At 36.6% G+C, this 22977-nt stretch carries 20 protein-coding genes; 9 read left to right on the top strand and 11 right to left on the bottom strand.

Annotation, left to right across the window (positions count from 1 at the left end; all coding sequences use genetic code 11):
- Window positions 1-16: 16 nt before the first annotated feature.
- From AOB46_RS15350 to AOB46_RS15335, 4 genes are read right to left on the bottom strand one after another with little or no spacing between them, the layout of a single operon-like run.
- A complete protein-coding gene (locus AOB46_RS15350) occupies window positions 17-1177 on the bottom strand; it encodes a DUF4350 domain-containing protein (protein ID WP_062700925.1) in 1161 nt (386 codons plus the stop codon).
- 15 nt (window positions 1178-1192) lie between these two features.
- Window positions 1193-1993 carry a hypothetical protein gene (locus AOB46_RS15345; RefSeq protein ID WP_062700923.1) on the bottom strand — a complete coding sequence of 267 codons (801 nt, stop codon included), beginning with the start codon at window positions 1991-1993 and terminating at the stop codon, window positions 1193-1195.
- Window positions 1986-2951, bottom strand: a complete 966-nt coding sequence (locus AOB46_RS15340) for a DUF4013 domain-containing protein (protein ID WP_062700920.1) — start codon at window positions 2949-2951, stop codon at window positions 1986-1988. Before AOB46_RS15340 ends, AOB46_RS15345 begins: the two co-directional genes overlap by 8 nt.
- Complete coding sequence (locus tag AOB46_RS15335) at window positions 2935-3918, bottom strand: stage II sporulation protein M (RefSeq protein ID WP_062700918.1); 984 nt, start codon at window positions 3916-3918, stop codon at window positions 2935-2937. The genes AOB46_RS15340 and AOB46_RS15335 overlap by 17 nt, the downstream gene beginning before the upstream one ends.
- Window positions 3919-3946: 28 nt before the next feature.
- Here AOB46_RS15335 and AOB46_RS15330 point away from each other — a divergent pair, with 28 nt between their 5' ends.
- Window positions 3947-4696: an RDD family protein gene (locus AOB46_RS15330; protein ID WP_062700916.1), complete on the top strand. Its 750-nt coding sequence runs from the start codon at window positions 3947-3949 to the stop codon at window positions 4694-4696.
- A gap of 123 nt (window positions 4697-4819) precedes the next feature.
- Window positions 4820-5110 (top strand): GNAT family N-acetyltransferase, encoded by a 291-nt coding sequence (locus AOB46_RS15325; protein WP_062700914.1) that lies wholly within the window; start codon window positions 4820-4822, stop codon window positions 5108-5110.
- Window positions 5111-5245: 135 nt separating this feature from the next.
- Here the strand turns inward: AOB46_RS15325 and AOB46_RS15320 are convergent, their stop codons facing one another.
- The 5 genes from AOB46_RS15320 to smpB all read right to left on the bottom strand — a co-directional run bounded on the left by AOB46_RS15320 (window position 5246) and on the right by smpB (window position 10037).
- Entirely contained in the window at window positions 5246-6217 is a 972-nt protein-coding gene (locus AOB46_RS15320) for a glycosyltransferase family protein (protein ID WP_062700912.1), read from the bottom strand.
- Window positions 6218-7042: a UDP-2,3-diacylglucosamine diphosphatase gene (locus AOB46_RS15315; RefSeq protein WP_062700910.1), complete on the bottom strand. Its 825-nt coding sequence runs from the start codon at window positions 7040-7042 to the stop codon at window positions 6218-6220. It lies immediately after the preceding gene.
- Between the two features lie 136 nt (window positions 7043-7178).
- Complete coding sequence (locus AOB46_RS15310) at window positions 7179-7919, bottom strand: YebC/PmpR family DNA-binding transcriptional regulator (RefSeq protein WP_062700908.1); 741 nt, start codon at window positions 7917-7919, stop codon at window positions 7179-7181.
- Window positions 7920-8013: 94 nt separating this feature from the next.
- Window positions 8014-9501 carry an OmpA family protein gene (locus AOB46_RS15305; RefSeq protein WP_062700906.1) on the bottom strand — a complete coding sequence of 496 codons (1488 nt, stop codon included), beginning with the start codon at window positions 9499-9501 and terminating at the stop codon, window positions 8014-8016.
- A 77-nt stretch (window positions 9502-9578) separates the two neighbouring features.
- The gene (gene smpB, locus AOB46_RS15300) at window positions 9579-10037 is read right to left on the bottom strand and encodes an SsrA-binding protein SmpB (protein ID WP_062700979.1); all 459 of its coding nucleotides are present in this window, start codon (window positions 10035-10037) and stop codon (window positions 9579-9581) included.
- Window positions 10038-10158: 121 nt separating this feature from the next.
- Between smpB and AOB46_RS15295 the strand changes: the two genes are divergently transcribed.
- Window positions 10159-11781, top strand: a complete 1623-nt coding sequence (locus AOB46_RS15295) for an ABC-F family ATP-binding cassette domain-containing protein (protein WP_062700904.1) — start codon at window positions 10159-10161, stop codon at window positions 11779-11781.
- A gap of 75 nt (window positions 11782-11856) precedes the next feature.
- Here AOB46_RS15295 and AOB46_RS15290 read toward each other — a convergent pair whose 3' ends face one another.
- Together AOB46_RS15290 and AOB46_RS15285 are read right to left on the bottom strand one after the other, a co-directional pair.
- Complete coding sequence (locus AOB46_RS15290) at window positions 11857-12627, bottom strand: T9SS type A sorting domain-containing protein (protein ID WP_062700902.1); 771 nt, start codon at window positions 12625-12627, stop codon at window positions 11857-11859.
- A gap of 293 nt (window positions 12628-12920) precedes the next feature.
- Entirely contained in the window at window positions 12921-13733 is an 813-nt protein-coding gene (locus AOB46_RS15285; RefSeq protein ID WP_062700977.1) for a M48 family metalloprotease, read from the bottom strand.
- 107 nt (window positions 13734-13840) lie between these two features.
- On the opposite strand from AOB46_RS15285, the gene recJ reads away from it, so the two are divergent.
- The 6 genes from recJ to AOB46_RS15255 all read left to right on the top strand — a co-directional run bounded on the left by recJ (window position 13841) and on the right by AOB46_RS15255 (window position 22912).
- Window positions 13841-15553 (top strand): single-stranded-DNA-specific exonuclease RecJ, encoded by a 1713-nt coding sequence (recJ, locus tag AOB46_RS15280; RefSeq protein ID WP_062700900.1) that lies wholly within the window; start codon window positions 13841-13843, stop codon window positions 15551-15553.
- 255 nt (window positions 15554-15808) lie between these two features.
- On the top strand, window positions 15809-16393 hold the full coding sequence (nadD, locus tag AOB46_RS15275) for a nicotinate (nicotinamide) nucleotide adenylyltransferase (RefSeq protein WP_062700897.1): 585 nt from the start codon (window positions 15809-15811) through the stop codon (window positions 16391-16393).
- Between the two features lie 78 nt (window positions 16394-16471).
- Window positions 16472-16816, top strand: coding sequence for a DUF3817 domain-containing protein (locus AOB46_RS15270; RefSeq protein WP_062700895.1), 345 nt, complete (start codon window positions 16472-16474; stop codon window positions 16814-16816).
- Between the two features lie 433 nt (window positions 16817-17249).
- Window positions 17250-19505, top strand: a complete 2256-nt coding sequence (locus tag AOB46_RS15265) for an outer membrane beta-barrel family protein (RefSeq protein ID WP_062700975.1) — start codon at window positions 17250-17252, stop codon at window positions 19503-19505.
- 47 nt (window positions 19506-19552) lie between these two features.
- Window positions 19553-21859 (top strand): outer membrane beta-barrel family protein, encoded by a 2307-nt coding sequence (locus AOB46_RS15260; protein WP_062700893.1) that lies wholly within the window; start codon window positions 19553-19555, stop codon window positions 21857-21859.
- Window positions 21860-22039: 180 nt separating this feature from the next.
- On the top strand, window positions 22040-22912 hold the full coding sequence (locus tag AOB46_RS15255; RefSeq protein ID WP_062700891.1) for an alpha/beta hydrolase: 873 nt from the start codon (window positions 22040-22042) through the stop codon (window positions 22910-22912).
- Window positions 22913-22977: the final 65 nt, after the last annotated feature.

Below are 22977 nucleotides of genomic sequence, written 5' to 3'. Positions count from 1 at the left end.
TTATTGGTACATTTTATTATTTCAATATTTCATCAAGGAGCTTATTCATCCTTGCAAGGTCTTCTTTCATCACACTGGCGTAAGGATCCTGTGCTTTTCGGATAAGGGTAATGGCCTCTTCAATCATTTCTAGGCTTTTTCCGGTTTTTAACTGCAGTTTTTTGGCAAATTCTGTATCCAGGTTTTGGGTATCTATCAGCAGGTCCATTCTTACTTTGTTCAGGAAATACTGGGATTTTTTGGCCATCATATCATGAAAGTCTCCTTCCTGAAGATAGAGATTTCCTATGCTTTTCACAAACTCTACTGAAGTATTTTTCAACGGTTCAATTACGGGAACTACGCGCTGCTTTCTTTTTGCATTGAAGAAAATAAACAATACCAGACCTCCCAAAAATATCCACCAGGCATATTTGAGTGCCGGGTTGGATAAAACAAACCTCATAAAAAAATGTGAAACTTTCCTGTTACCATCTACAAACCAAAGGGTTTCTTTATCCTGAAGATATGAAAAAACATCCTGTGCATAGCGGGCGTTCCCTGGTTTAAGAAGGTAGTAGTTGGTAAGAAATAAAGGTTCACAGTGAACATATACTGTTCCTTTTCCAAATTTGGTTTTTATAAAATTAACCTGATCTGTATTGTTTTTTTCTACTGTTTTTCCTAAAACTTCAATGTTTGGCTTAATATATGAGAAGCCTTTTCCTGAAGGAAGTTTATCTAAGTGTATGAAATCATTCTGGTATTTTTTGTCTGTGAATTTCAGTACATTTTCTTCTGCAAAAGAGATATAGGAATCAAAATAGCCGATTGTATCTGAAATTTCTTTAGGCATATTGCTAACAATTAGCATTGCATCGGAACCTTTTGCAACCTGGTCAAGTATTTTGTTCCATGACTCTTTATCAATCTCGTGTTCAATCACCACAATATTATGAGCCTCGTTTTCTTTATGGCTGTTATAATAGTCATAAGGGGTCTGATCAATCTTTTTCAGGGTTCCTTTAAATAAATCTTCAGCCTCATTATTAAAAACAAAGAGCCCGAACGGAGATTTTTCATTGATATCAAAGTTTTTCCGCCAGTCTGTTGTTTCTTTTTTATTGACTTCAAGCAATGCCAGGATAATCATCACTACGATGAATATGACAGCATATATTTTGAAGGTTTTATTCATGATTAATTCGTTTAGTTATGGTTTAAATGTCTGATATTGATCTTTAAATTTCAGATAACTCTGTTCATCAATATTGAATTCTCCGTACCAGACATTATCAAAGATGTAAGATAGTTCAGAAAACACGGATTTCACATGAGAGTCTTTTAGCTCAGCTGTATAATCTTTATTGGTTTTTTCAGGATTCCAGCTAATGAGTTTTTTATCACTCAGCTTTTTAAGGATCAATAAAAACTGGTAACGAACTGCCGAGCGGTAGTCTTTTTCTCTTTCAAACCGTGCAATGCTTTCGGGAAAGTTAATCTCATGGATATTTTCATGAAGTTCTTCTGCCTCAATATTTAATTTTTTATTTCTCTTACCAAAGAAGAAATTCCCTTCTTTGCCCATCAGATATTTAATGATAAAATAAAGCAGAAACCCTACAAGAACAATGGCAAACAGCCGGATAAAAATATCAGTAGCCTTAACTGATTTACTAAAAACCGTTTCCCCGAAAATGCTTTCAAGGATTTTATTTATTTTCCTCATCAGCTTCTGGAAAAAAGATTCCCGTGGTTTAGATACAGAATAATCAAATTCTTTTCCTTTGTATCTGGACTTCAGGTTCTCCTTAAAACTTTTCGGATAGACTGTATTTTCAGAGACCGGTTTCAGAATCAGGACAGAATCAGCACGCAGCATATTCCGGTAATGTCCGGTATCAACGGTGTCTCCCATATAATCTTCCACCACAGCATCCATTCCGTCATCATCCTGTGCATAAACGGAACCTATGGAAAAAAAGAGTAACAGAAAAATAAACAGCTTATTCATTGAGACCAATTGTATCTATTTCTGCCAGTTCAACTTTCTGATGAAGATCTGTTCTGCTGTCGTAGTACATCAGTCCGGCATTTACATACATCAGGTTCGATAGGAAAAGGGAAAGGAGTGTTGATAATCCATATAATACAAAGACAATAATCCCTATGAATCCGCCTGAAAAAGGGTTTTCCTCGAAGTTTCCGTCCGGAGCGCTTGTAAGTAATGATCCATACAGAAAAAAGACTGGTACAAAGGTAAATATCATCATAACAGCATACATGATGATAAACATGATTAATGTTCCTCCCCAATATTTCCAGTAAGGGGATTTCTCATTTCCGTTGGGATAGGAAAACTGTGCTCTTACGGAATAGCTGAGACTGTCTAAAAAACCTCTGTCTGCATTAAAATAATCAAACATCAGAAATGCAGATATATTGAATGCGGTGGGATAAATAAGCAGTATCAGGAAAATCCCTATAAAGATAAGCAGAAGTACATAGGCAAAGCCCATTACAATCATCATTACAGGAAGTAAAATGAAAAGCATACCAATGCACATCTTAAAAATTCTTCCTGCATTTCTTTTAAAATCTCCCAAAATCTCATCTGTTTTTATCTTTTGGGCTCCCTGAGCAATTCTCTTCATATAAAAGACAGGAAACAGATAGTTGACAATGGCCAGTAGGGCAAAAAGAAGAAACACCAGCAGCCCTGCAACAATAAGCAGTCCCGAGTTTTCTGCAAAATATCTTTCAAAATAGTAAGTTTCCCCGCTCAGATTGGAGCCAACAAGCTGTCCGAAGATCTCTCTGAATCCAAAAATAAGGACAACAACGGTTAAAATCAGCAGCAATCCATTGATCAGAAAATAATTCTTGAAATAATTCTTACCATACAGCTTGAAAAAATTAAAGCTGTCACTGATAAAACTTCCAAATTCTCTTTTTTTATAAAACTGTATCATTGATCTGATTATTAGTTTGTTTATACACCACTGAAGGATATACAAAATAGTAAAATCCTATAACAGCCAGTGAGCTTAAAATGATGGCCAGATTCAAGACCAGCGGCATTTTTAACGCATGTCTTGTCACGTACCCCTCTATAATTCCTGCACAAATGGTAAATGGAACGGTGCTGAGAAATATTTTGAATGAATCCTGGAAACCTCTTTTAAAAGAATTAAATCTTGAAAATGTTCTCGGAAAAAGAATGCTCGCACCCAGAATCAGCCCGCACATGGCTTCTACCACCATAGCAAAAATTTCAAAAACCCCGTGAAGCCATATTCCTCTTGCACTGTCCTTCAATGCCCCGTAATCATAGAAAAAATACTGAAATGATCCCAGCATTACACTATTGGAAAGAAGAGCAAACAGGGTTCCTACTCCGCCTGTAATTCCGTATATATATAATTTTGCGCCTACCCCAATGTTATTAAAAATAATTCCAATGGTACTTCCCCACGTAGATCCGCTTTGATATACACCTACAGCATTTCCTTTTTTAATATTTTCAATGGTCTCATTCACATAGCTTTTCCCTAGAATAATATTGGCGAAATCTTTGTCATAGACCGCAGAAAGTACTCCTATAGACGTAAAGAGGATAAAAAACAGAAAAGCATACATCAGGTATCTCCTGTATTGGTAGACCAACAAAGGGACTTCTGTTTTGAAAAAATAAACCAGCCGGTTCTCCTCTACTCTTTTGGTTTTATAAATTTTCTGGAATATCTGAGAAGACAGGTGATTCAGATAAACGGTTGTATTGCTTTTGGGATAATAAGTCTGTGCAAAAGAAAGATCATTGATCAGGTTGATATACAGTGAAGACAGGTCATCCGGATTTTTTTTTATTTTCCCTTGAATAACCTGTTCAATTCCCAACCATTTTTCTTTATTTTGTTTAATGAAATAAACTTCTCTCATAATAGTATAGGCTAAAATAATAAAAATTATGTCTCAAATTGCGATAAATACTTCACAAAATGTAAATATTAATTTCAATATTGCCAGTGTTGGGGAAAGAATGCTTGCATTTATCATTGATCTGCTGATCAAGGTAGCGTATGTTATCCTTGTATTTTATCTTTTCTTCAATATTCTGGACCTGGGATACCTTTTGAGGGGGCTTGACCAATGGTCTGTTATAGCTGTTTATATTGTGATCACCTTTCCTGTCTATGTTTATCCGGTTGTTTTAGAAAGCCTGATGGAAGGGCAGACTCCCGGTAAAAAGCTTATGAAAATAAAAGTGGTAAAGATAGACGGATATCAGGCCAGCTTCGGAGATTATCTGATTCGCTGGGTTTTTAGACTGATTGACACTTCATTTGTAGGATCAATAGGCGTGATCTCTATGATTGTTTCCAAGAACAACCAGCGTTTGGGAGACCTGGCTTCCGGTACGGCTGTTATTTCATTAAAAAACAATATTAATATTTCTCATACCATCTTAGAAAATATCCACGAGGATTATGTTCCGTCATTTCCCCAGGTTATTGCCTTAACCGATAATGATATGAGGATTATCAAAGATAATTACACCAAAGCCCTCAAAGTGGATGACCGGCAGATTATAAGCAAGCTTTCTGATAAGATTAAAAGCATTCTGAAGCTCGAGATTGATCCGACTAAAATGACTGAAAGGCAGTTTATCAGTGTGGTCATTAAAGATTATAATTATTATACCGGAAAAGACAATTAAAAGGTGAATAATAATTTTACTCTTCAAGGGAATGATGAATTACACACAGATGAGTTATTCATGTTATCTATCAGAAATTCACAGACGGTGTAATTTTTGTATTTTAATCACAAAGTTTAGATTATGACATTTGAAAACAACAGATCGGGCAACGGAGGCGTTCTTACCCTGAATAATGAAATAAAAGAAGTAGGAAGACTTACCTATACTATCTTCCCTGAAGAGAATAAATTCATCATTTCTTTTGTACTCGTTCATCCTGAATTTGAAGGAAGGGGAATGGGAAAATATCTTGTGGAGGAAGCCATAAAACTGGCAAGGGAAAACCAATGGAATGTCTACCCTCATTGCTCTTATGCAAGATCGGTCATGATGAGAATGGATGATGTGGAAGATATATTCTTAAGGAGCTAATGAAATCCAGTCGATTACAGTAGCCAGAAGTAAAAATGAATAATTTTCCCTTATGAAAAATTAGCGGCACATCACACAATAACATTTCTTACTTAAATACAAAGAAGAAGAATTGGAATAATATTTTCCAATTTTTTAAAAGGTGAGCACTTCATTCACGAGGATTTCTTCAATATCATCAGGATAGCTTACTTTTAGGTGATGATCCGAAGCAACCCACTTCATAATTTCCTGAGAATTCAGGACTTTAGAATTAGGGATTCCCATAAGATCCAGAGCGGCAGCATTGCATTCCTGCTCATATTGATTATGAATAGGGATAACAAACAGTTTCTTATCCATGAAAAGTGCCTCTGCAGGAGTTTCAAAACCTGCATTGCATAAAATTCCTTCACAGTTTTCAAAATATTTCAGGTACTGTACTTCGTCAATAGGAAAGACTTCAATGTTTTTTACTTTAACCTGTACTTTACTGTATTTTGAAAATATCTTCCACTCCACCGGAATCTGCTTTAAGATTTTGATGATATTTTCGTCTGCAAAACTAGGAAGATAAACAAGATAATATCCTTTTTTTTCAGGGTTTAAATTCCTGATTTTATTCCTGATCACCGGCTTTTTGATCTGTGGGTGATACCTTTCAAAATGAAAACCTATTTTCTGCTCACTGGGAACATAGTACTTCAAAATCAGTTCTCCTAAAAAATCTTTTTTTTGAGGTTTTGGAGTTTCCGGAAAACTCATTGAAGCCTGATGGCTAAGTTCAATCATGGGAAGTTTCCTCATTTTACATGCCCAGCCTGTTAGCGGTTCGTAGTCATTAATAATAAGATCGTACTGTGCAAGTTCGAGTTCCCTGATTGTTTTTACCGCTTTTAAAAAGTGATTTTCAGTAAAGGTTTTACGATAGGATAATCCACCGGTTTTGTTATAGAGAAGAGAAATCCCTTTATGCTGGAAGTTAATGTTAAAATCGGCCTTTAACTGAGATTGGTGCCCGCTGATCAAAGTATCCACCGAAGCATATTTTTTGAGAATAGGAATAATTTCCTGTGCTCTGGCCATATGTCCGTTTCCGGTACCCTGAAATGCATACAGAATCTTCATCTAGGAAAAGTTAGTTACTATTTTCAGAAGTTCGGAACTATCCATATCCGGAATTTCCTCGGTTTCATCCTCTCTCAGCAGATGCTTGTTTTCATCGTAATAAAAAATCTTCCATTCTTTATTATCATACTCCAGTGCGGATAAGTTTTCAATCCAGTCTCCGGAATTCAAGTAGGTACAGGAGCCTTTTTTAGTGATTACTTCCCGTATCTGAGGCTGGTGAATGTGGCCGCATATCACATAATCGTAATGGTTATCAATAGCCAGCTCAGAAGCAGTTAATTCAAAATCGCCAATGTATTTTACTGCTTTCTTCACGTTATTTTTAATTTTTTTTGAAAATGAATATTTTTCTCTTCCCATTTTCTCCAAAAACCAGTTAACGGCATTGTTAACCATGATCAAAAGATCATATCCCTTTCCGCCAAGTCTGGCAATCCATTTAGAATGCTGAACGGACGCATCAAAAACATCTCCGTGAAAGATCCAGGTCTTTTTTTTGTCTATATTCAGGCAAATCTTATTGCAGACCTTCAGATTCCCCAATTCAAAATCGGTAAACTTCCGGAACATTTCATCATGATTTCCTGTGATATAGTAAACATCTGTGTTTTTAGTCGCCAGTGAAAGAATCTTCCTGATCACTTTCAAATGAGGTTTAGGGAAGTAAGACTTTTTGAACTGCCAGATATCAATGATATCTCCATTTAAAACTAAAGTTTTAGGCTGGATAGAATTAAGATACTTCAACAGCTCTTTAGCCTTACATCCATAAGTTCCCAAATGAACATCCGATATAACAACTAATTCTACGTTTCTTTTCATCCGTATATTTCAGCTTTTTAAATTTGGCCGAATGGAACGCCTTCCTATTCCAATGGAATAAACAGAACAGGCGTTTCATGGTTTTATACAAAGAAACTAATTGAAAGTTAACTGTATATGAATGCTATATTATTTTTTATAGTGAGTCCATCAGCTCTTCTGTAATTTCCATGTTATGATACACGTTCTGTACATCATCATCATCCTCAAAGCGCTCAAGCATTTTCATATTCGCCTTGAACTGGTCTGCATTAACCTCCTTTGTATTATTAGGAATTCTCTGAAGCTCTGCACTCTTGGCTTCAATTCCCAGTTCGTCTAATTTATGAGACAGGGAACCGAAATCTTCAAATGCAGTGGTGATCATTACTTCTTCTTCATCTTTTTCAACATCTTCTGCTCCGCCGTCAATCATTTCCATTTCAAAATCATCCCATTCCATTTTAATCTGAGCAAGATCTATGGTGAATATCCCTTTTCTATCAAAAATAAATGCCAATTCACCGTTCTTTCCAAGATTTCCGTCAAACTTATTAAAAACGGCTCTTACGTTGGCTACAGTTCTTGTAGGATTATTGGTTGTACATTCAACAAAAAACGCTACCCCTCCCTGTCCGTATCCTTCATACGTGATCTCTTCGTAGTTTTCCGCATCAGCACCGCTTGCTTTTTTAATTGCTCTTTCAACATTATCCTTTGGCATGTTGGCTCCTTTTGCATTCTGAATGCATCTTCTTAAAGCCGGATTGGCTTCAGGATCTGCTCCTCCTGCTTTTACAGCTAAAGCAATATCTTTTCCAATTTTAGAGAATGTTTTAGCCATTTTATCCCATCTGGCCATTTTAGAAGCTTTTCTATATTCAAATGCTCTTCCCATTTTTATTTTTAAATTTTCAACAAAATTAATTAAAAGTCAACAGAAAAAAAATACCCCCAAAAAATTGGAGGTATTTATTATTTAGAAAAATTAATTATTTTTTCTTTTTAGCCGGAGCTTTTTTCCCAGACTTTTTAACAGCCTTTTTAACTGGCTTAGCTACAGTAATGTCATTTTTCTTGTAAGTTTCCCACTCAGAACCTGAGATAGCTCTTACAATAACTTTTCTGTCTTTTTGTCTTACAGCATCAGATGCAGTAGCTGGCTCAACAGCTTCTTGAGAACCGATACCGATAGACTTAAGCGTGTTAGGGTTGATTCCTCTAGATTCTAGAGCAGCAACTACAGCAGCAGCTCTTTGCTTAGATAGGTTCAAGTTGTAAGCAGCAGAACCTTTCTTATCTGTCATACCTACTACCAAGAAGTTAGTTTCTTCAGCATCTTTGATGATCTTAGCAGCTGTATCTAACTTACCGCTAGATTCTGGTCTGATCGTAGCTTTGTTGAAGTCGAACAAGATATCTTTTAATGTTTCGTTAACAACTACCACGTTTGGTTTTTTCGGTGGAGGAGGACATCCGTTAAATTCTGGAACACCAGGAACTGTAGGACAAGCGTCATCTTTATCTAAGATACCGTCATTATCCTGATCTGGCCAAGGACAACCGTTGTTTTCAGCAGGACCTGCTACTGAAGGACAAGCATCATCTTTATCGATAACACCATCACCATCTGTATCTGGCCAAGGACAACCGTTGTTTTCAACCGGACCAGCTACCTCTGGACACTGATCGTCTTTATCTGGAACTCCGTCACCATCTGTATCAGGACATCCCTGGAATTCTGGTAAACCTGGAGTATCTGGACAAAGGTCATCTTTATCTAGGATACCATCTTTATCTCTGTCTCTGTTTCCGAATCTGAATAAGATAGATGCGGAAGCTTGCCAGAAGTTAGCAACTGTAGATTTATCACCTGGAGTTGACACGTAATCTCCCTGAACACCAAGACCGAAGTTCTTAGTTACCCAGAAGTTAACACCAGCACCTGTAGCAACTGTAAAGTGGTTTGCTTTACCGTTTTCGTTACCGTTATCTCCGTTAGAAACAGATTCTCCTTTGTAATCGTTTCTTGGGAAAGTAAGTGCAGTATAGTCATGTCTTAGGTAGTTAGCACCAACTCTTAAGTATGGGTCAAACCAAGACTCTTCATTCCATAAAAGACCAGCTGCCTTAGCTTGGAAACCAAGACCTGTCATTAGGAAAAATTCTTTCCCCATGCCGAATCTCTTATTGTCTACATTACCTACGGTAGTCTGCCAGTCAATAACTAAACCTTTACCGATGTTTCTAGCAACTGTTAATTTAGATAATGGAGGTGTAATAGAGAAATTGTTCATATTGAACATTCTCTTCGTTAGATTATTAGCAGAGAACGTATTACCGAATTTGTTCTGTACTGCCTTGTGGTTCTCTCCATGAGCACCAACTCCGATCAACCACGGATTGTTGGTAGTCTGAGCAAAGACAGTAGAGGCAACAGTAAGCGCCAATGCTGAAATTCCTAATTTTAGATTTTTCATAGAATTAAATGATTAAATAATTGATAATGCAAAATAAATATAATTTTTCTTTATATACAAAGTTTTTTAAATGATTTTTAACTTTTCTTTAATATTCTGTCCAGGTTTCGTTTATTTTCTCTATCTTTTATCGCGTCCCTTTTATCAAAGAGTTTTTTCCCTCTGCCAAGCGCTATCAGCACCTTTGCTTTCCCCTTATCTGTGATATATAATTTTAAAGGGATAATTGTATTCCCGGCATCTTTTAACTTTTTTTCAAGTTTAAGTAATTCTTTTTTGTGCAACAGCAATTTCCGTTCCCTTTTTGTTTTATGATTGTAAAAAGTACCCAATTTATACTCATCAATCATCATGTTGATGATGTATAATTCCCCATCAATAAACTGACAGAAGGACTCTGTAATGGATGCTTTGGAAGAACGCAAAGATTTTATTTCGGTACCCGTCAGAACCATTCCTGCTTCAAACTCTTCAAGAATTTCATATTCAAAACGGGCTCTTCTATTTAATATATTAACTGTTTTCTCAATCTTCATCATTTTAAAATTTCGTTAATGAAATATATAAAAAATACCTCATAATTAAAAACTTGACTATTATATTATTACAAAATACCCAAATTCTTTTTGTATTTTTGCGCCAAATTTACAAAACTATATGTTAACAGTATCTAACTTATCTTTACAATTCGGGAAAAGAGTTCTTTTTGACGAGGTAAATATCATGTTTACCAAAGGAAACTGCTACGGAATTATCGGAGCAAACGGTGCGGGAAAGTCTACATTCCTTAAAATATTAACAGGAAAGCAGGATCCTACAACAGGACATGTATCTCTGGAACCAGGGAAAAGAATGTCTGTACTTGAGCAGGATCACTTTGCTTATGATCAATATACTGTTCTTGAAGCTGTTTTGAGAGGAAATAAGAAATTATTTGATATAAAAGAAGAGATGGACGCTTTGTATGCAAAAGAAGACTTCTCTGATGAAGATGGGATCAAGGCGGGAGAATTAGGTGTAATCTATGATGAAATGGGAGGATGGACGGCTGAATCTGATGCACAGACCATGCTTTCCAACGTTGGAATTTCCGAAGATATGCACTGGCAGCTGATGGGAGAACTTGAAAATAAAGACAAAGTAAAAGTTCTTTTGGCACAGGCCCTTTTCGGAAACCCAGATGTACTGATTCTGGATGAGCCTACGAACGACCTGGATATCGATACGATTTCCTGGTTAGAAGATTTCCTGGCTGACTATGAGAACACTGTAATCGTAGTATCTCACGACCGTCACTTCTTAGATACGGTTTGTACGCATATTGGTGACTTAGATTATGCTAAACTTAACCTTTATACGGGTAACTACTCTTTCTGGTATCAGGCATCTCAATTAGCAACAAGACAAAGAGCCCAGGCTAATAAAAAAGCCGAAGAAAAGAAAAAAGAGCTTCAGGATTTCATCGCAAGATTCAGTTCCAACGTTGCAAAAGCAAAACAGGCTACTGCAAGAAAGAAGATGATTGACAAGCTGAACATTGATGATATTAAACCTTCTTCAAGAAGATACCCTGCTATTATTTTCGAAATGGAAAGAGAAGCAGGAGATCAGATATTAGATGTAAAAGGTCTTGAAAAAACAAAAGACGGAGAGCTTCTGTTCTCTAATATTGACCTGAACCTTAAAAAAGGAGATAAAGTTGCTGTACTTTCTAAAAACTCATTAGCAATCACTGAATTTTTCGAAATTCTGGCAGGAAATGTTGAAGCTGACAAAGGTGCTGTAGCCTGGGGAGTAACAACCAACCAGTCTCACATGCCATTGGACAACACCAGTTTCTTCCAGGAAGACCTTAGTTTAGTGGACTGGTTAAGACAATTCACTAAAAATGACGAAGAGCGCCACGAAGAGTTTGTAAGAGGATTCCTTGGAAGAATGCTTTTCTCAGGCGATGAGGCTTTGAAATCTTGTAAAGTATTATCCGGAGGTGAAAAAATGAGATGTATGTTCAGTAGAATGATGCTTCAGAAAGCGAACATCCTTCTTCTTGACGAACCTACCAACCACCTGGACCTTGAAAGTATTACGACGCTGAACAACTCTTTGTCTAACTTTAAAGGAAACATTCTGCTCGCTTCTCATGACCACGAAATGCTTCAGACAGTCTGTAACAGAATTATTGAACTTACTCCAACAGGAATCATTGACAGAGAAATGACGTACGATGAATACCTTGCAGATAAGAAAGTAAAAGAATTAAGAGAAAAAATGTATTCTTAACATCAGAATACATCAATAAAAAATAGGCTGCCCTTTTGGACAGCCTATTTGCTTTTTACACATTTATCATTTATTCTATCTTTTAATAAATTTCGTTTTCGATAAAGTTCCGTCTTCATATTTAATCACCAGAAAATAAGTTCCTCTAATCAATTGGGAAACATCTATTTTTTCTTTTATTCCTGTTAAAGACAAAACAAGCTTTCCGGAAACATCTAGAATTTCTGTTCCTGCATTCTTTTTAGCGTTTTTTATAAACAGATAATCTTTAACCGGATTGGGGTACACCTCTATATCGTCTTTCAGACGCCTAACCTCAGATGCAGACAAAGTTGATTGCAGGGTTATTGATAAGTTATCAAGAAGTAACGTTCCAGGATTGCCTCCCTTGTAATTAAATCCGAAATAATAAACGCCGCTAGCGGAAGGGCTAAAAGTCATGGATGCTAAAACGGGCGCAGTATTATTCGGAATATTAGGGAATTCCTGAATCACATTAGTCATTGAAGTATCTGCTTGAGCTGTGCCGTAAGCTACTGCAAAACTTTGAGGAAGATAATTTCCTGAGTAATCAAATGTAATTTTATAGACATTACCAGCCTGCAGGTTAAAGCCCCGGGTATAAAACCATGAATTCGGATTTGCATTAGTATCACCAATGTATAGTCCTCCCAAATGCGCCTGCCATTCAGTGCCCCCTGATATCACCTGTGTTGAAGTACATGGTGGAAGAAGACTGGAATTAAAATTCTCAGAATAAGGCACATTAATAGCATTGCACTGTGCATTAAAAGCAGATGACAATAAGATCATCATTACACAAAAAGAAAAGGTAATAATTTTCATAAAATATGTTTTTATTTAACACAAACATACCATAAAAATCAAAACACATCAATGAATTAACAATTATTAACTAATTAAAATCAACAATAATTAATAAAAATTATCATACAATAATAATAAAACAGATAATAAAATTGATACCCGCATTAAATTATAAAAGAGAAATTATAGGATCATTCAATTTCAAATGAATTTCATTCTTATTCATTTTTTTTATAATGACAGACTGCTGATAAATAAAAAAATCCTCAAATAGTGAATTTGAGGATTTTGTATTCTTAAAATAAAATCTATTATTTGGTAAGTTTTGTTTTAGGAATAGATATTGTTCCCGGATCTTTCCACAAGCCATCTTTTTCTGCTCTTTTTTTGATTGCCTGGGCTCTTTTTTCACTGTCCGGGTGAGAGTTGAACATTTTTTCAAAACCACTCTGCGTGCTTCCTTCGGAAAGAAGTGCCAATTTTTTAAATGCTGAATAAGCTCCCACAACATTATAGTTGTTCGCTTTCATAAAGTCATATGAGTAAGTATCAGCTTGTGACTCTTGCTTTTTACTGTGAGAAGCATCAAGAAACGCATTAGCCATTTTTCCGATCTGGCTGTCATTTAATGTGGCCACTGCACCTGAAGCAGATGAAGCAGCATCTAATGCCGCAGCTTTCAGATAGGCTGCTTTTATAGCATCTTTAGTATCCTGATTTTTTACGTGACCAATTTCGTGACCGATTACGGCAAGAATCTCATCATCTGTCATAATATCCATTAAAGAAGAGAATACACGTACACTTCCGTCTGCACAGGCGAATGCATTGATATCTTTTACTTTATAAACTTTATAATTCAGGTTAAGCCCGTCCTGAGATTTATGCTTTCCGAACAGCTTGTTCAATCGAACAGTATAAGGATCTTTAGGACCGGCAACAGGATTATTTTTATCCATCCATTCCACAGATTCTTTGGAAAGCTTAATGGCATCTTCATTGGTAAAAGTAAGTGCTTTTGCCCCTTTGGAAACAACGTCTGCTGCTTTTCCAAGATTGATTTTCTGTGCTGAAACCGAATGCATTGCCCCTAAAACCATAAGGCAGATTGTAATTTTTTTCATAATCATTTAATTTGGACTGCGAATATAGATAATTTTTAACAACCCTGAAGACAAAACTTCATTTACAATCATTTCAGAATGCTATTTTTTTTCCTTAGTTTTGTGAAATGAGTCAAAAATGGATTTATAAGCCTGAACCCGATGAGGAAGTTGTGGACAGACTAAGTTCGTCACTTGGTTTTGGTACTTTTGAATCTAAACTTCTCGTTCTAAGAGGAATTGACAATTATCAAAAGGCCAGAGAATTTTTCAAACCCAACCTTAACGACATTCACAATCCATTTTTAATGGCCGATATGCAAAAGGCTGTAGAGCGTATTGCCAATGCTATTGAAAACGGAGAGAAAATACTGGTATATGGAGATTATGATGTAGACGGAACTACAGCTGTAGCTTTGATGTACCTTTACCTCAGCAAAATTGTTGAGAAAAAATACCTGGATTATTATATTCCCGACAGAAATTCTGAAGGATATGGAATTTCTACCGAAGGTATTGATTTTGCCAAAGAAAACGGTTTTTCCCTGATTATTGCTTTGGACTGTGGTATCAAAGCCATTGACATGGTGAACTATGCAGAAAGCCTTGGTATTGATTTCATTATCTGCGATCACCACCTTCCCGGAGAAGAAATTCCGAATGCTGCGGCCGTTTTGGATCCGAAGAGAAGTGACTGCCGGTATCCATTCAAAGAACTTTCAGGATGCGGTGTAGGTTTTAAGCTCTGCCAGGGTCTTAACACCATTTATAAGATTCCTGAAGCTGAATTATTTGAACTTACCGATCTTCTGGCGATTTCTATTGCTGCAGATATTGTATCTATGACCGGTGAGAACAGAGTGCTTGCCAAAATGGGATTAAAGATTCTGAGAAAAACCAGAAACATGGGATTAAGATTATTAATTCCCGAAGATAAACTTTCACATTTTGAAATTTCGAATATTGTTTTTGAAATTGCCCCTAAAATTAATGCGGCAGGAAGAATTTCTCATGGTAAAGCAGCCGTGGAACTTATGGTCTCCGACAACCTGAAGCATGCCAACCAGATTGTGAGCGACATCATGAACCTCAACGATGAAAGACGTGAACTGGACATGAATTCCACGCTTTCTGCTCTTAACCAGATTATCGAATCCCAGCAGGAAACCAAACATACCACCATTGTTTATCATCCCGAATGGAATAAAGGCGTCATTGGCATTGTAGCTTCAAGACTTATTGAAACCTATTACAAGCCAACCCTGGTATTTACAGACGGAAATAATGGAGAAATGGTGGCTTCTGCAAGATCTGTATCTGATTTCGACGTTCATGAAGCCCTGGATATGTGTTCTGAATATTTTCTGAAATTCGGAGGACATCATGCTGCTGCCGGACTTTCCATGGAAAAAGAAAAGTTTGCTGCCTTTAAAGAAAAATTTGAACGTATTGTTTCTGAAAAAATCCAGGATCACCAGAAAGAACCTTCCATATCAATAGATACGGAAATCAGGATTGATGAAATCAACAGGGAGTTTATCAATTTTCATAGAAAGCTGGCTCCTTTCGGCCCTCACAATATGAAGCCTATCTTTACGCTGACCAACCAAAAGCTTTCCGGTTATGTGAAAACAATGGGTAAAGACAACAATCACCTTAAGTTTTACATCAAACAGGAATCTACCGGAAGGAATATTGAATGTGTAGGCTTTAAGCTCGGGCAGTTTGCTGAAGATTTTAAAACCAAAAATTTTGATCTGGCATTTACGCTGGAAGAAAATCACTGGAAAGGAAATGTTACTCATTATCTCAATATAAAAGACGTGAAGTTCAGGGATTAACAGGATTCAGCAATCAGGAAACAGAGAAACAGATATGGAAAATTACAAGGAATTAATTATCTGGCGCAAGTCTTCAGATCCCGTTACTGATATCTATGCTGCAATGAATTGAAAACCCAACTGATTATTTTCAGAAAATCTAAACTATTTGATTTTGAAAAATTTCAAATTTTAATCGGAAAAATTCCGAAATATCAAAATGCTGAACACTATAATTACAAAGCTTCAAACTCCCTAATTCCTTATCATTAGACCATGAAAAAAATCGGTTTATTTTTCGGATCTTTTAATCCTATCCATATCGGACATCTTATCCTGGCGAATTATATACTGGAAAATTCAGATATGGATGAATTGTGGTTTGTGGTAAGCCCGCAGAATCCGTTCAAGGATAAAAAATCTTTACTGAAAGATCATAACAGACTGGATATGGTACAGCTTGCGGTAAAGAATTATCCGAAAATGAGAGCTTCCAATGTAGAATTTTCGCTTCCGAAACCGAGTTATACAATTGATACGCTTACCTATCTTCATGAAAAATATCCTGAGTATTCTTTTAGTCTGATTATGGGAGAAGATAACCTTGAAGGACTTCATAAGTGGAAAAACTCTGATATTCTGATCCAAAATCATCATATTATTGTTTATCCGCGTGTTTTTGAAGGGGAGAAAAAAGATTCTGAATATCTTCAGCATGAGAATATTTCACTGATTCAGGCCCCTGTCATAGAACTTTCTGCAACAGAGATCCGGAATATGATCAGAGATGGTAAAAATGTACGTCCTATGCTTCCGCCGGAAGTATTTGAATATTTGGACGGAAGCAGTTTTTATAAGTAATTTTGCCATTCAGTAAATAAGAAGCATAACCAGAGTGTTATAACTGACTGATGCTTCTCATCATTTATAACTTAAAGTATGGAGTTCATCGAAAAATATTTCTCAAAATACCCCGAAGAAAAAATCATCAAATGGTTTAAACAGATCTGCCTGGCAGAAGCCATTACCTGTTTCCTTCTTTACGGGGTGGCGATGATCTGGAAACGATATGATGAAGAAGGTCTTCTGGCTACCATTTTCATTATTATTATTGGGAATATCCACGGTTTATTTTTTACGCTTTACCTTTTGTTCTGTATTCCGGCCAGACGTATTTTCAAATGGGATGATGAGGATTTTGTTTTCGCTCTGCTGGCTGCTTTTTTCCCTTTTGCAACAGTCTGGGTAGATAAATCCCTGGCGAAGAAAGACCGCGAACAATAATTTACTGATAACCTGCCATACCAGGTGGAACATCATTACATGTAATCTTTTCATTCCGGGAATGAAAAGATTGGAACTTTGGGAAAGCCCATTATTATTCTATCGTTTTTTTTGCTTACAAAAGCAATCACAATACTGCATTATATTAAAAATTTCATGATCTGAAGTTCAGCTGCAATGAGCTTTTTTTTAAATAATTTCAGAAATTTATCACCCTGATGTAACATTTCATTTATTTTAATTGTCTAATTGTATAGAAAGTTAAAGTATTTAATTTTTTGAGGAAAATTTTTAATCACTGAAAGTCAATCGATTAAAAAGTAAATTAAAACATTTTAAGTACTTTGTATTGCATGATACTAAATTTATTATATATCTTTGTAATGTTAAATAACTAATCATACAAGCTATTAACACCTAAAAAATAATGATCATGAAAACTCAAATTCTTATTGCCGCCATATTTTTCAGTGGATTTGCTGCCGCCCAGCAGTCGAAAGATACCGCAAGAGTAAAAAATATTGAAGCTGTGAATATCAAGAAGCAGGTTTTCAAAAAACAAAGCGACCGTTTTATTTATGATGTAGCCTCCTCTCCTATTGCTAAAGGAACAAACTCTTTTAATCTTCTGAAACAAACTCCCATGCTTTCCAGCATCGATGGAAAATCATTGAAAATCATGGGAAAATCTGATGTGGTGATCTACATCAACAACAAGAAAACCAATATGGACTCCCAGGCGTTGATTGAGATGCTTAAAGGAACCCCCTCTGAGGATATCCAGAAAATTGAGGTGATTACAGTACCGGGCAGTGAATTCCAGGTAGAATCTAATGAAGGGGTTATTAATATCGTCATGAAGAAAAAGAAAAGTGACGGCTACAACGGGACAATGAAGATGAATAATGAACATGGTTATTATAATAATCCTTCAGCCGGAGCTTCTTTTAATATGAGAAAAGGTAAAATATCACTCAATTCCAATTTCAATATGGGAAGCTGGACAGACAGGGAGAGGTATACCTTATCCAACGGTGATGCTACTTTCAGAAATGAATCCTACGGGGCCAATGATGATCCCAATAAATATTACGGAGGCAATATCAATATTGATTATGAGATTAATCCGAAACAGAGTTTAGGTTTTACTTATAACATGCGATACAACAAGAGCTTCAATTCTATTCTTGATGTTACGAATCTGCAGAACGGGGTTCTCCGTAACAGAACGGTTAATCATGAAGATGCCCAGACCCGAAATCATTCTTTCAATTTAAATTATGAAATAAAAACAGACAGCATCGGAAGCAAGCTTACCTCTAACCTTTCTTATTTATGGTTCAACAGGGATAAAATGAGTATGAACGAGAGCTTTCCCCTGAATAATATGAAAGGGAATGAATATACAGCTCTTCAGCAGTCTGTTCCGCAAATCATCAATAATTTTGCAGGTAATATTGATTATTTAAAAAAGACAGCTGCCGGAAATACCTGGCTGATGGGAATCAGTTATAATCACACCAATACGGATAATGATACCAGACAGGATGATATTATCCAGGGAAAGCCGGTGATGGATGTTAACCAGACTAACCACTTCATCTACAAAGAGAGAATTCTCGGGGCTTATATTACGTATGAAAGAAAGTTGAACGAGAAGCTGTCTGGTAAAATAGGAACCCGCTTTGAGATGACCCGGAGCAGCGGAGATATTCTGGGTAAAGACAGCTTTGACAGAAATTACAATAATCTTCTTCCTTACCTGAATATCAACTATGCTATTAATTCAGATCATAACATCAGCTATACTTTTTCCAGCAGAATCAAGAGACCGCGTTTCTGGGAACTGAATCCTTCAAGAACCTATTTTACACCGAATAATTATACGCAGAATAACCCCTTCATTCAGGCTTCCAAGCATTATAACCAGGAGATCAGCTATATGTTTAAAAATGCTTTCTATGCCAACCTCAGCTTCAGCTATGTACAGGATGCCTCTAACCAGATGCCTTTACAGGGAACGATTACGGGCCCTAAAAAAGATGAAGAAGGCAATATCATTCTTGATGAAAACGGAGATCCGGTAATAGAGACTATCAGATTCCTTCGTTACATCAGAACCAATTACGGCAACAACAAGCAACTTGGTCTGACCTTAGGAATGAATAAGCCCTGGTTTAAAGAGATCTGGACAACCAACTATTCCGTAAATTTTGGCTACAGCATGTACAGCGGTACTATAACGAAAGACCCTACTTCTGTTCCTGCTGCAGGATATACTGAGGTACTTGAACCTTATGTGATTGATATTAAAAATTTCAGCATGTCTGCCAATATCAATAATACAATACGGCTATCCTCTAAAAAAGACTGGTTTTTAGGTATTAATTACTATTACGGCAGTAAAGTAAAGATTGAAAGCGGAACCCTCGGAACCAGACAGAGCTTTGACATCAGCCTGAAGAAGATCATTGGTGAATGGACCGTAGTAGCGGAAGTTTATGACCTGTTCAACCAGAATTATAATAAAATAAACGGTATACAGCCTAACGGAAGCTATAACAATGTAATCAATTTCGGATATCCGAGGCTTCTGAACCTAGGAGTTACCTACAATTTCGGAAACCAGAAACTGAAAAAAGCCAGAGAGATGAAATCAGCAAATGATGCTGTAAAATCAAGAACCTAAAACTATCCTGAAAATTTAAACTCAACCACACCCTAAATACTAAAGACATGAAAAAGATCATCGTATTAGCCGCAGCCATATCCGGAAGCATTGTTTTGGCCCAGGAAAAGAAATCCGATACGGTAAAGACCAAATCGATAGAAGGAATTACCCTTACCAAGCAGGTGTTCAAAAAGCAGAGTGACCGTTTTGTATATGATGTAGCGGCTTCCCCTGTTACCAAAGGGAATACTACATTTGACCTTTTGAAGCAGACTCCTCTTTTATCCTCCACTGATGATAAAACCCTGAAAATTGCAGGCAAAAACAATGCACTGATCTACATTAACGGAAGGAAAACCAATATGGATGCTGAATCTCTGGTTCAATTCCTGAAAAATACTCCCGCAGAAAATATCCAGAAAATTGAAGTGATTACGGTTCCGGGAAGTGAATACCAGGTGGAATCATCCGACGGGATCATCAATATTGTTCTGAAGAAAAAAATGAGTGACGGAACGAACGGAAATATGAGAATGTCCAACACTCAGAATAAATACAATAACAGCCAGGCAAGCTTCTCCGTGAATTACAGAAAAGATAAGCTGGGAATCAGTGCCAGCCTGAGCGGAGGTGATAATATCCAACCACAAACCTACATTCTGAGAAACGGAACATCTCTTCTTCAAAATGAATCTGTGGGAGATATTGATGATCCGAATAAAAACCTTGGCGGATATTTAAATATCGATTATCAGCTGAATGAAAAGAATAATCTGGCCTTATCCTGGAATTCATGGGCAAACAAAAGTTATGATTCTAAAATCGATTTATTTAATACCTTAACCCAGACTGATGATAAAGGAAATATTACTACCATTTATACCAGAACAAAAAACAAGGAAAATGCCCGGAATTATAATAATTCTGTTAACCTGAACTATGAATTAAAAATTGACTCACTCGGAAGTAAACTGAATGTAAATGCGGCCTATCTGATTTATAAAAGATTTCAGCTGTCCAATAACAATACGATGCTTCCGGGTAAAGATAACTGGGCTGATTTTTCAAGAACCAGCAAGACCATTGTTCAGGATATTCCACAGGTGATCAATAACTTTTCCGGAACTATTGATTACATCCAGAAGTTTAAAAATGACTTTACATTTTCTGCGGGAGGAAATTTCAACAAAACAAAAACCGACAACAATACCAAGAATCTAACCTATGATTATATATACAATAGTAACGGAGATCTGGAAAAGATAACTACAACGCCTGAGCTTAATCATTTTATTTATGATGAAAATATTTATGGGCTTTATCTAACTTTTGAAAAAAAGTTCTCTGATAAATTTTCCGGAAAAATAGGAGCACGCTATGAGATTACCAACAGCCTTGGAACGGCAGACAGCCCTTACCATACGGTGGAATCTCAAAGACATCAGGTTATTGAAAGAAATTACAATAATTTATTACCTTACTTAAGCTTCAATTATGCCATTAATGATAAAAACAACATATCATATTCATTCTCCAGCAGAATGAGGAGGCCAAGCTTCTGGGAGCTGAATCCGGTAAGAAATTATATCACAGAATATAATTATACCCAAAACAATCCTTTTGTAAAGGCCTCATCCACTTACAATCAGGAGCTGACCTATATGTATAAAAATTCTTATTTCCTGATTCTGAACCATTCTTACTTCAAAGACCAGATCACACAGGTTCCTTTACAGGGGTATACGAAATCTGTTGACGGGAAAATAAGTGACCAGAGTGTACTCAGATACATCAGAACCAATTTTGGGGATAAGCAGGAGATGTCTGCCATGGTTGGAATTCAAAAGACTTTTTTCAAGCAATATCTAACCCTGAACTTCAATGCAGGAATCCAGCATAATATCAATAACGGCTCTCTGGCCGGAGACCCAACAACCGGTGAAACTTTTGTAGACAAAGAAGGAAGACCTCTTGTTTATACCAATACTGTAAAATCAACAAGTTTAGTGGTAACGAGTAACAATACACTCCGTTTAGACAAAAAGAAAACCTGGTTTCTTGGTGTAAATTACTTCTTTGTGGATAAACAGCAGATTGAACTTGGAATGCTGAAAAACCTGATGAGCCTGGACCTGAGCATCAAGAAAAACTGGAACGACTGGACCTTTGCCGTGAATCTTAATGATGTTTTAAGAACCAATATTCTGGAAATTGAAGATTACCAACCTAACGGAAACTACAATTATATCAGAAATGATCAGTACAGAAGGGGCGTAACGGTGAGCCTTACTTATAATTTCGGAAACCAGAAGGTGAAAAAAGTAAGGGATATTGAAGGGGCATCAGATGCCATTAAAAGCAGAACAAGATAAGAGTTATCTTTCTTCATATTAATTATTTTGTGGTGTGACCGCCGGAAAGTCCGGCGGTTTTTTTAGAATTCATAATCAACTCAATTATATTTTTTACAGACTGAACTCCCGCGGGCTTCGCCCGCGGGAGTTTTTATAAAACCCTGGAAAATATCTAAGTCTTTTTTTATCTTTATCTGTATGAAAAAAAAATTCAAAGTTATCTTGATCAGTTTACTGACCTTTTTTCTCTGGACAGGATGTAAAGAGAAAAAGATCAGCCTTGGCCATAACGCCAGCTTCAGTAAAGAAGAGAATATTCATTACGGAAATGATCCGGACCAGATCATGGATCTTTATATTCCGGAAAAAAAATCTATAAAAAAAAGAGAGGCGTTCATCATCATTCATGGCGGAGGCTGGCGTGCCGGAGATAAATCCCAGCTCACTTTCTTTACCTTATCCCTGATGCAGAAATTTCCGGATCACATTTTTGTGAATATGAATTACAGGCTTGCTTCAGAAAAACGCTATGCACTGCCCGGCCAGATTAGCGATATAAGGGATGTTGCAGAATTTTTAGAGAAAAAGTTCAAATACAGTCCTAAGCTTATCCTTCTTGGGAACAGTGCCGGAGGACATTTATCAATGATGTATGCTTATCAGGCGGATACACAGAAAAAAGTGAAGGCGGTTATTAACATTGTCGGTCCGGCAGACCTTTCAGATCCCGGGTTTAAAAAATATCAGGACTATTCATTTGTGGAAAGAAGGCTTGTTGACCCCAGGGTTCCGAAGCTGGAAATTTCCCGTATAGATTATGCCAGCCCCGCCCATTGGATAGATTCTGCTTCTGCACCTACATTGTCATACTATGGAAACGCAGACCTGGTCGTTCCTTTGAGCCAGAAAAACATTCTGGACTCTGTATTCCATAAGCATCATGTCAGACATTCATCTTATGAATTTAATGGAGGACACCTGGATTGGGATAAAGCGCCGAATAATATGTTCCTGATTAATGCAATCGATCAGTTTCTTAAACAATCGGATAAAAAAAAACAAACGCCCTGAAACTCAGAGCGCTTATTTATTTTTAATGACTACAAAAGGAATTCAAACCTTTTATTGATCCCTGC

The organism is Chryseobacterium indologenes (genome assembly GCF_001295265.1).
GTDB lineage: Bacteria > Bacteroidota > Bacteroidia > Flavobacteriales > Weeksellaceae > Chryseobacterium > Chryseobacterium indologenes_A.
This window is presented reverse-complemented; position numbering and strand designations above follow the sequence as displayed.

What these genes read in the sequence shown, in the direction of transcription:
- recJ (WP_062700900.1), top strand. Translation starts at nt 13,841, where the DNA reads ATGAGTCAAAAATGGATTTATAAGCCTGAACCCGATGAGGAAGTTGTG.
- AOB46_RS15255 (WP_062700891.1), top strand. Translation starts at nt 22,040, where the DNA reads ATGAAAAAAAAATTCAAAGTTATCTTGATCAGTTTACTGACCTTTTTT.
- AOB46_RS15285 (WP_062700977.1), bottom strand. Translation starts at nt 13,733, where the DNA reads ATGAAAAAAATTACAATCTGCCTTATGGTTTTAGGGGCAATGCATTCG.
- AOB46_RS15305 (WP_062700906.1), bottom strand. Translation starts at nt 9,501, where the DNA reads ATGAAAAATCTAAAATTAGGAATTTCAGCATTGGCGCTTACTGTTGCC.
- AOB46_RS15320 (WP_062700912.1), bottom strand. Translation starts at nt 6,217, where the DNA reads ATGAAGATTCTGTATGCATTTCAGGGTACCGGAAACGGACATATGGCC.
- AOB46_RS15340 (WP_062700920.1), bottom strand. Translation starts at nt 2,951, where the DNA reads ATGATACAGTTTTATAAAAAAAGAGAATTTGGAAGTTTTATCAGTGAC.
- AOB46_RS15270 (WP_062700895.1), top strand. Translation starts at nt 16,472, where the DNA reads ATGGAGTTCATCGAAAAATATTTCTCAAAATACCCCGAAGAAAAAATC.
- AOB46_RS15310 (WP_062700908.1), bottom strand. Translation starts at nt 7,919, where the DNA reads ATGGGAAGAGCATTTGAATATAGAAAAGCTTCTAAAATGGCCAGATGG.
- AOB46_RS15345 (WP_062700923.1), bottom strand. Translation starts at nt 1,993, where the DNA reads ATGAATAAGCTGTTTATTTTTCTGTTACTCTTTTTTTCCATAGGTTCC.
- smpB (WP_062700979.1), bottom strand. Translation starts at nt 10,037, where the DNA reads ATGAAGATTGAGAAAACAGTTAATATATTAAATAGAAGAGCCCGTTTT.
- nadD (WP_062700897.1), top strand. Translation starts at nt 15,809, where the DNA reads ATGAAAAAAATCGGTTTATTTTTCGGATCTTTTAATCCTATCCATATC.
- AOB46_RS15330 (WP_062700916.1), top strand. Translation starts at nt 3,947, where the DNA reads ATGTCTCAAATTGCGATAAATACTTCACAAAATGTAAATATTAATTTC.
- AOB46_RS15335 (WP_062700918.1), bottom strand. Translation starts at nt 3,918, where the DNA reads ATGAGAGAAGTTTATTTCATTAAACAAAATAAAGAAAAATGGTTGGGA.
- AOB46_RS15350 (WP_062700925.1), bottom strand. Translation starts at nt 1,177, where the DNA reads ATGAATAAAACCTTCAAAATATATGCTGTCATATTCATCGTAGTGATG.
- AOB46_RS15295 (WP_062700904.1), top strand. Translation starts at nt 10,159, where the DNA reads ATGTTAACAGTATCTAACTTATCTTTACAATTCGGGAAAAGAGTTCTT.
- AOB46_RS15290 (WP_062700902.1), bottom strand. Translation starts at nt 12,627, where the DNA reads ATGAAAATTATTACCTTTTCTTTTTGTGTAATGATGATCTTATTGTCA.
- AOB46_RS15325 (WP_062700914.1), top strand. Translation starts at nt 4,820, where the DNA reads ATGACATTTGAAAACAACAGATCGGGCAACGGAGGCGTTCTTACCCTG.
- AOB46_RS15315 (WP_062700910.1), bottom strand. Translation starts at nt 7,042, where the DNA reads ATGAAAAGAAACGTAGAATTAGTTGTTATATCGGATGTTCATTTGGGA.
- AOB46_RS15260 (WP_062700893.1), top strand. Translation starts at nt 19,553, where the DNA reads ATGAAAAAGATCATCGTATTAGCCGCAGCCATATCCGGAAGCATTGTT.
- AOB46_RS15265 (WP_062700975.1), top strand. Translation starts at nt 17,250, where the DNA reads ATGAAAACTCAAATTCTTATTGCCGCCATATTTTTCAGTGGATTTGCT.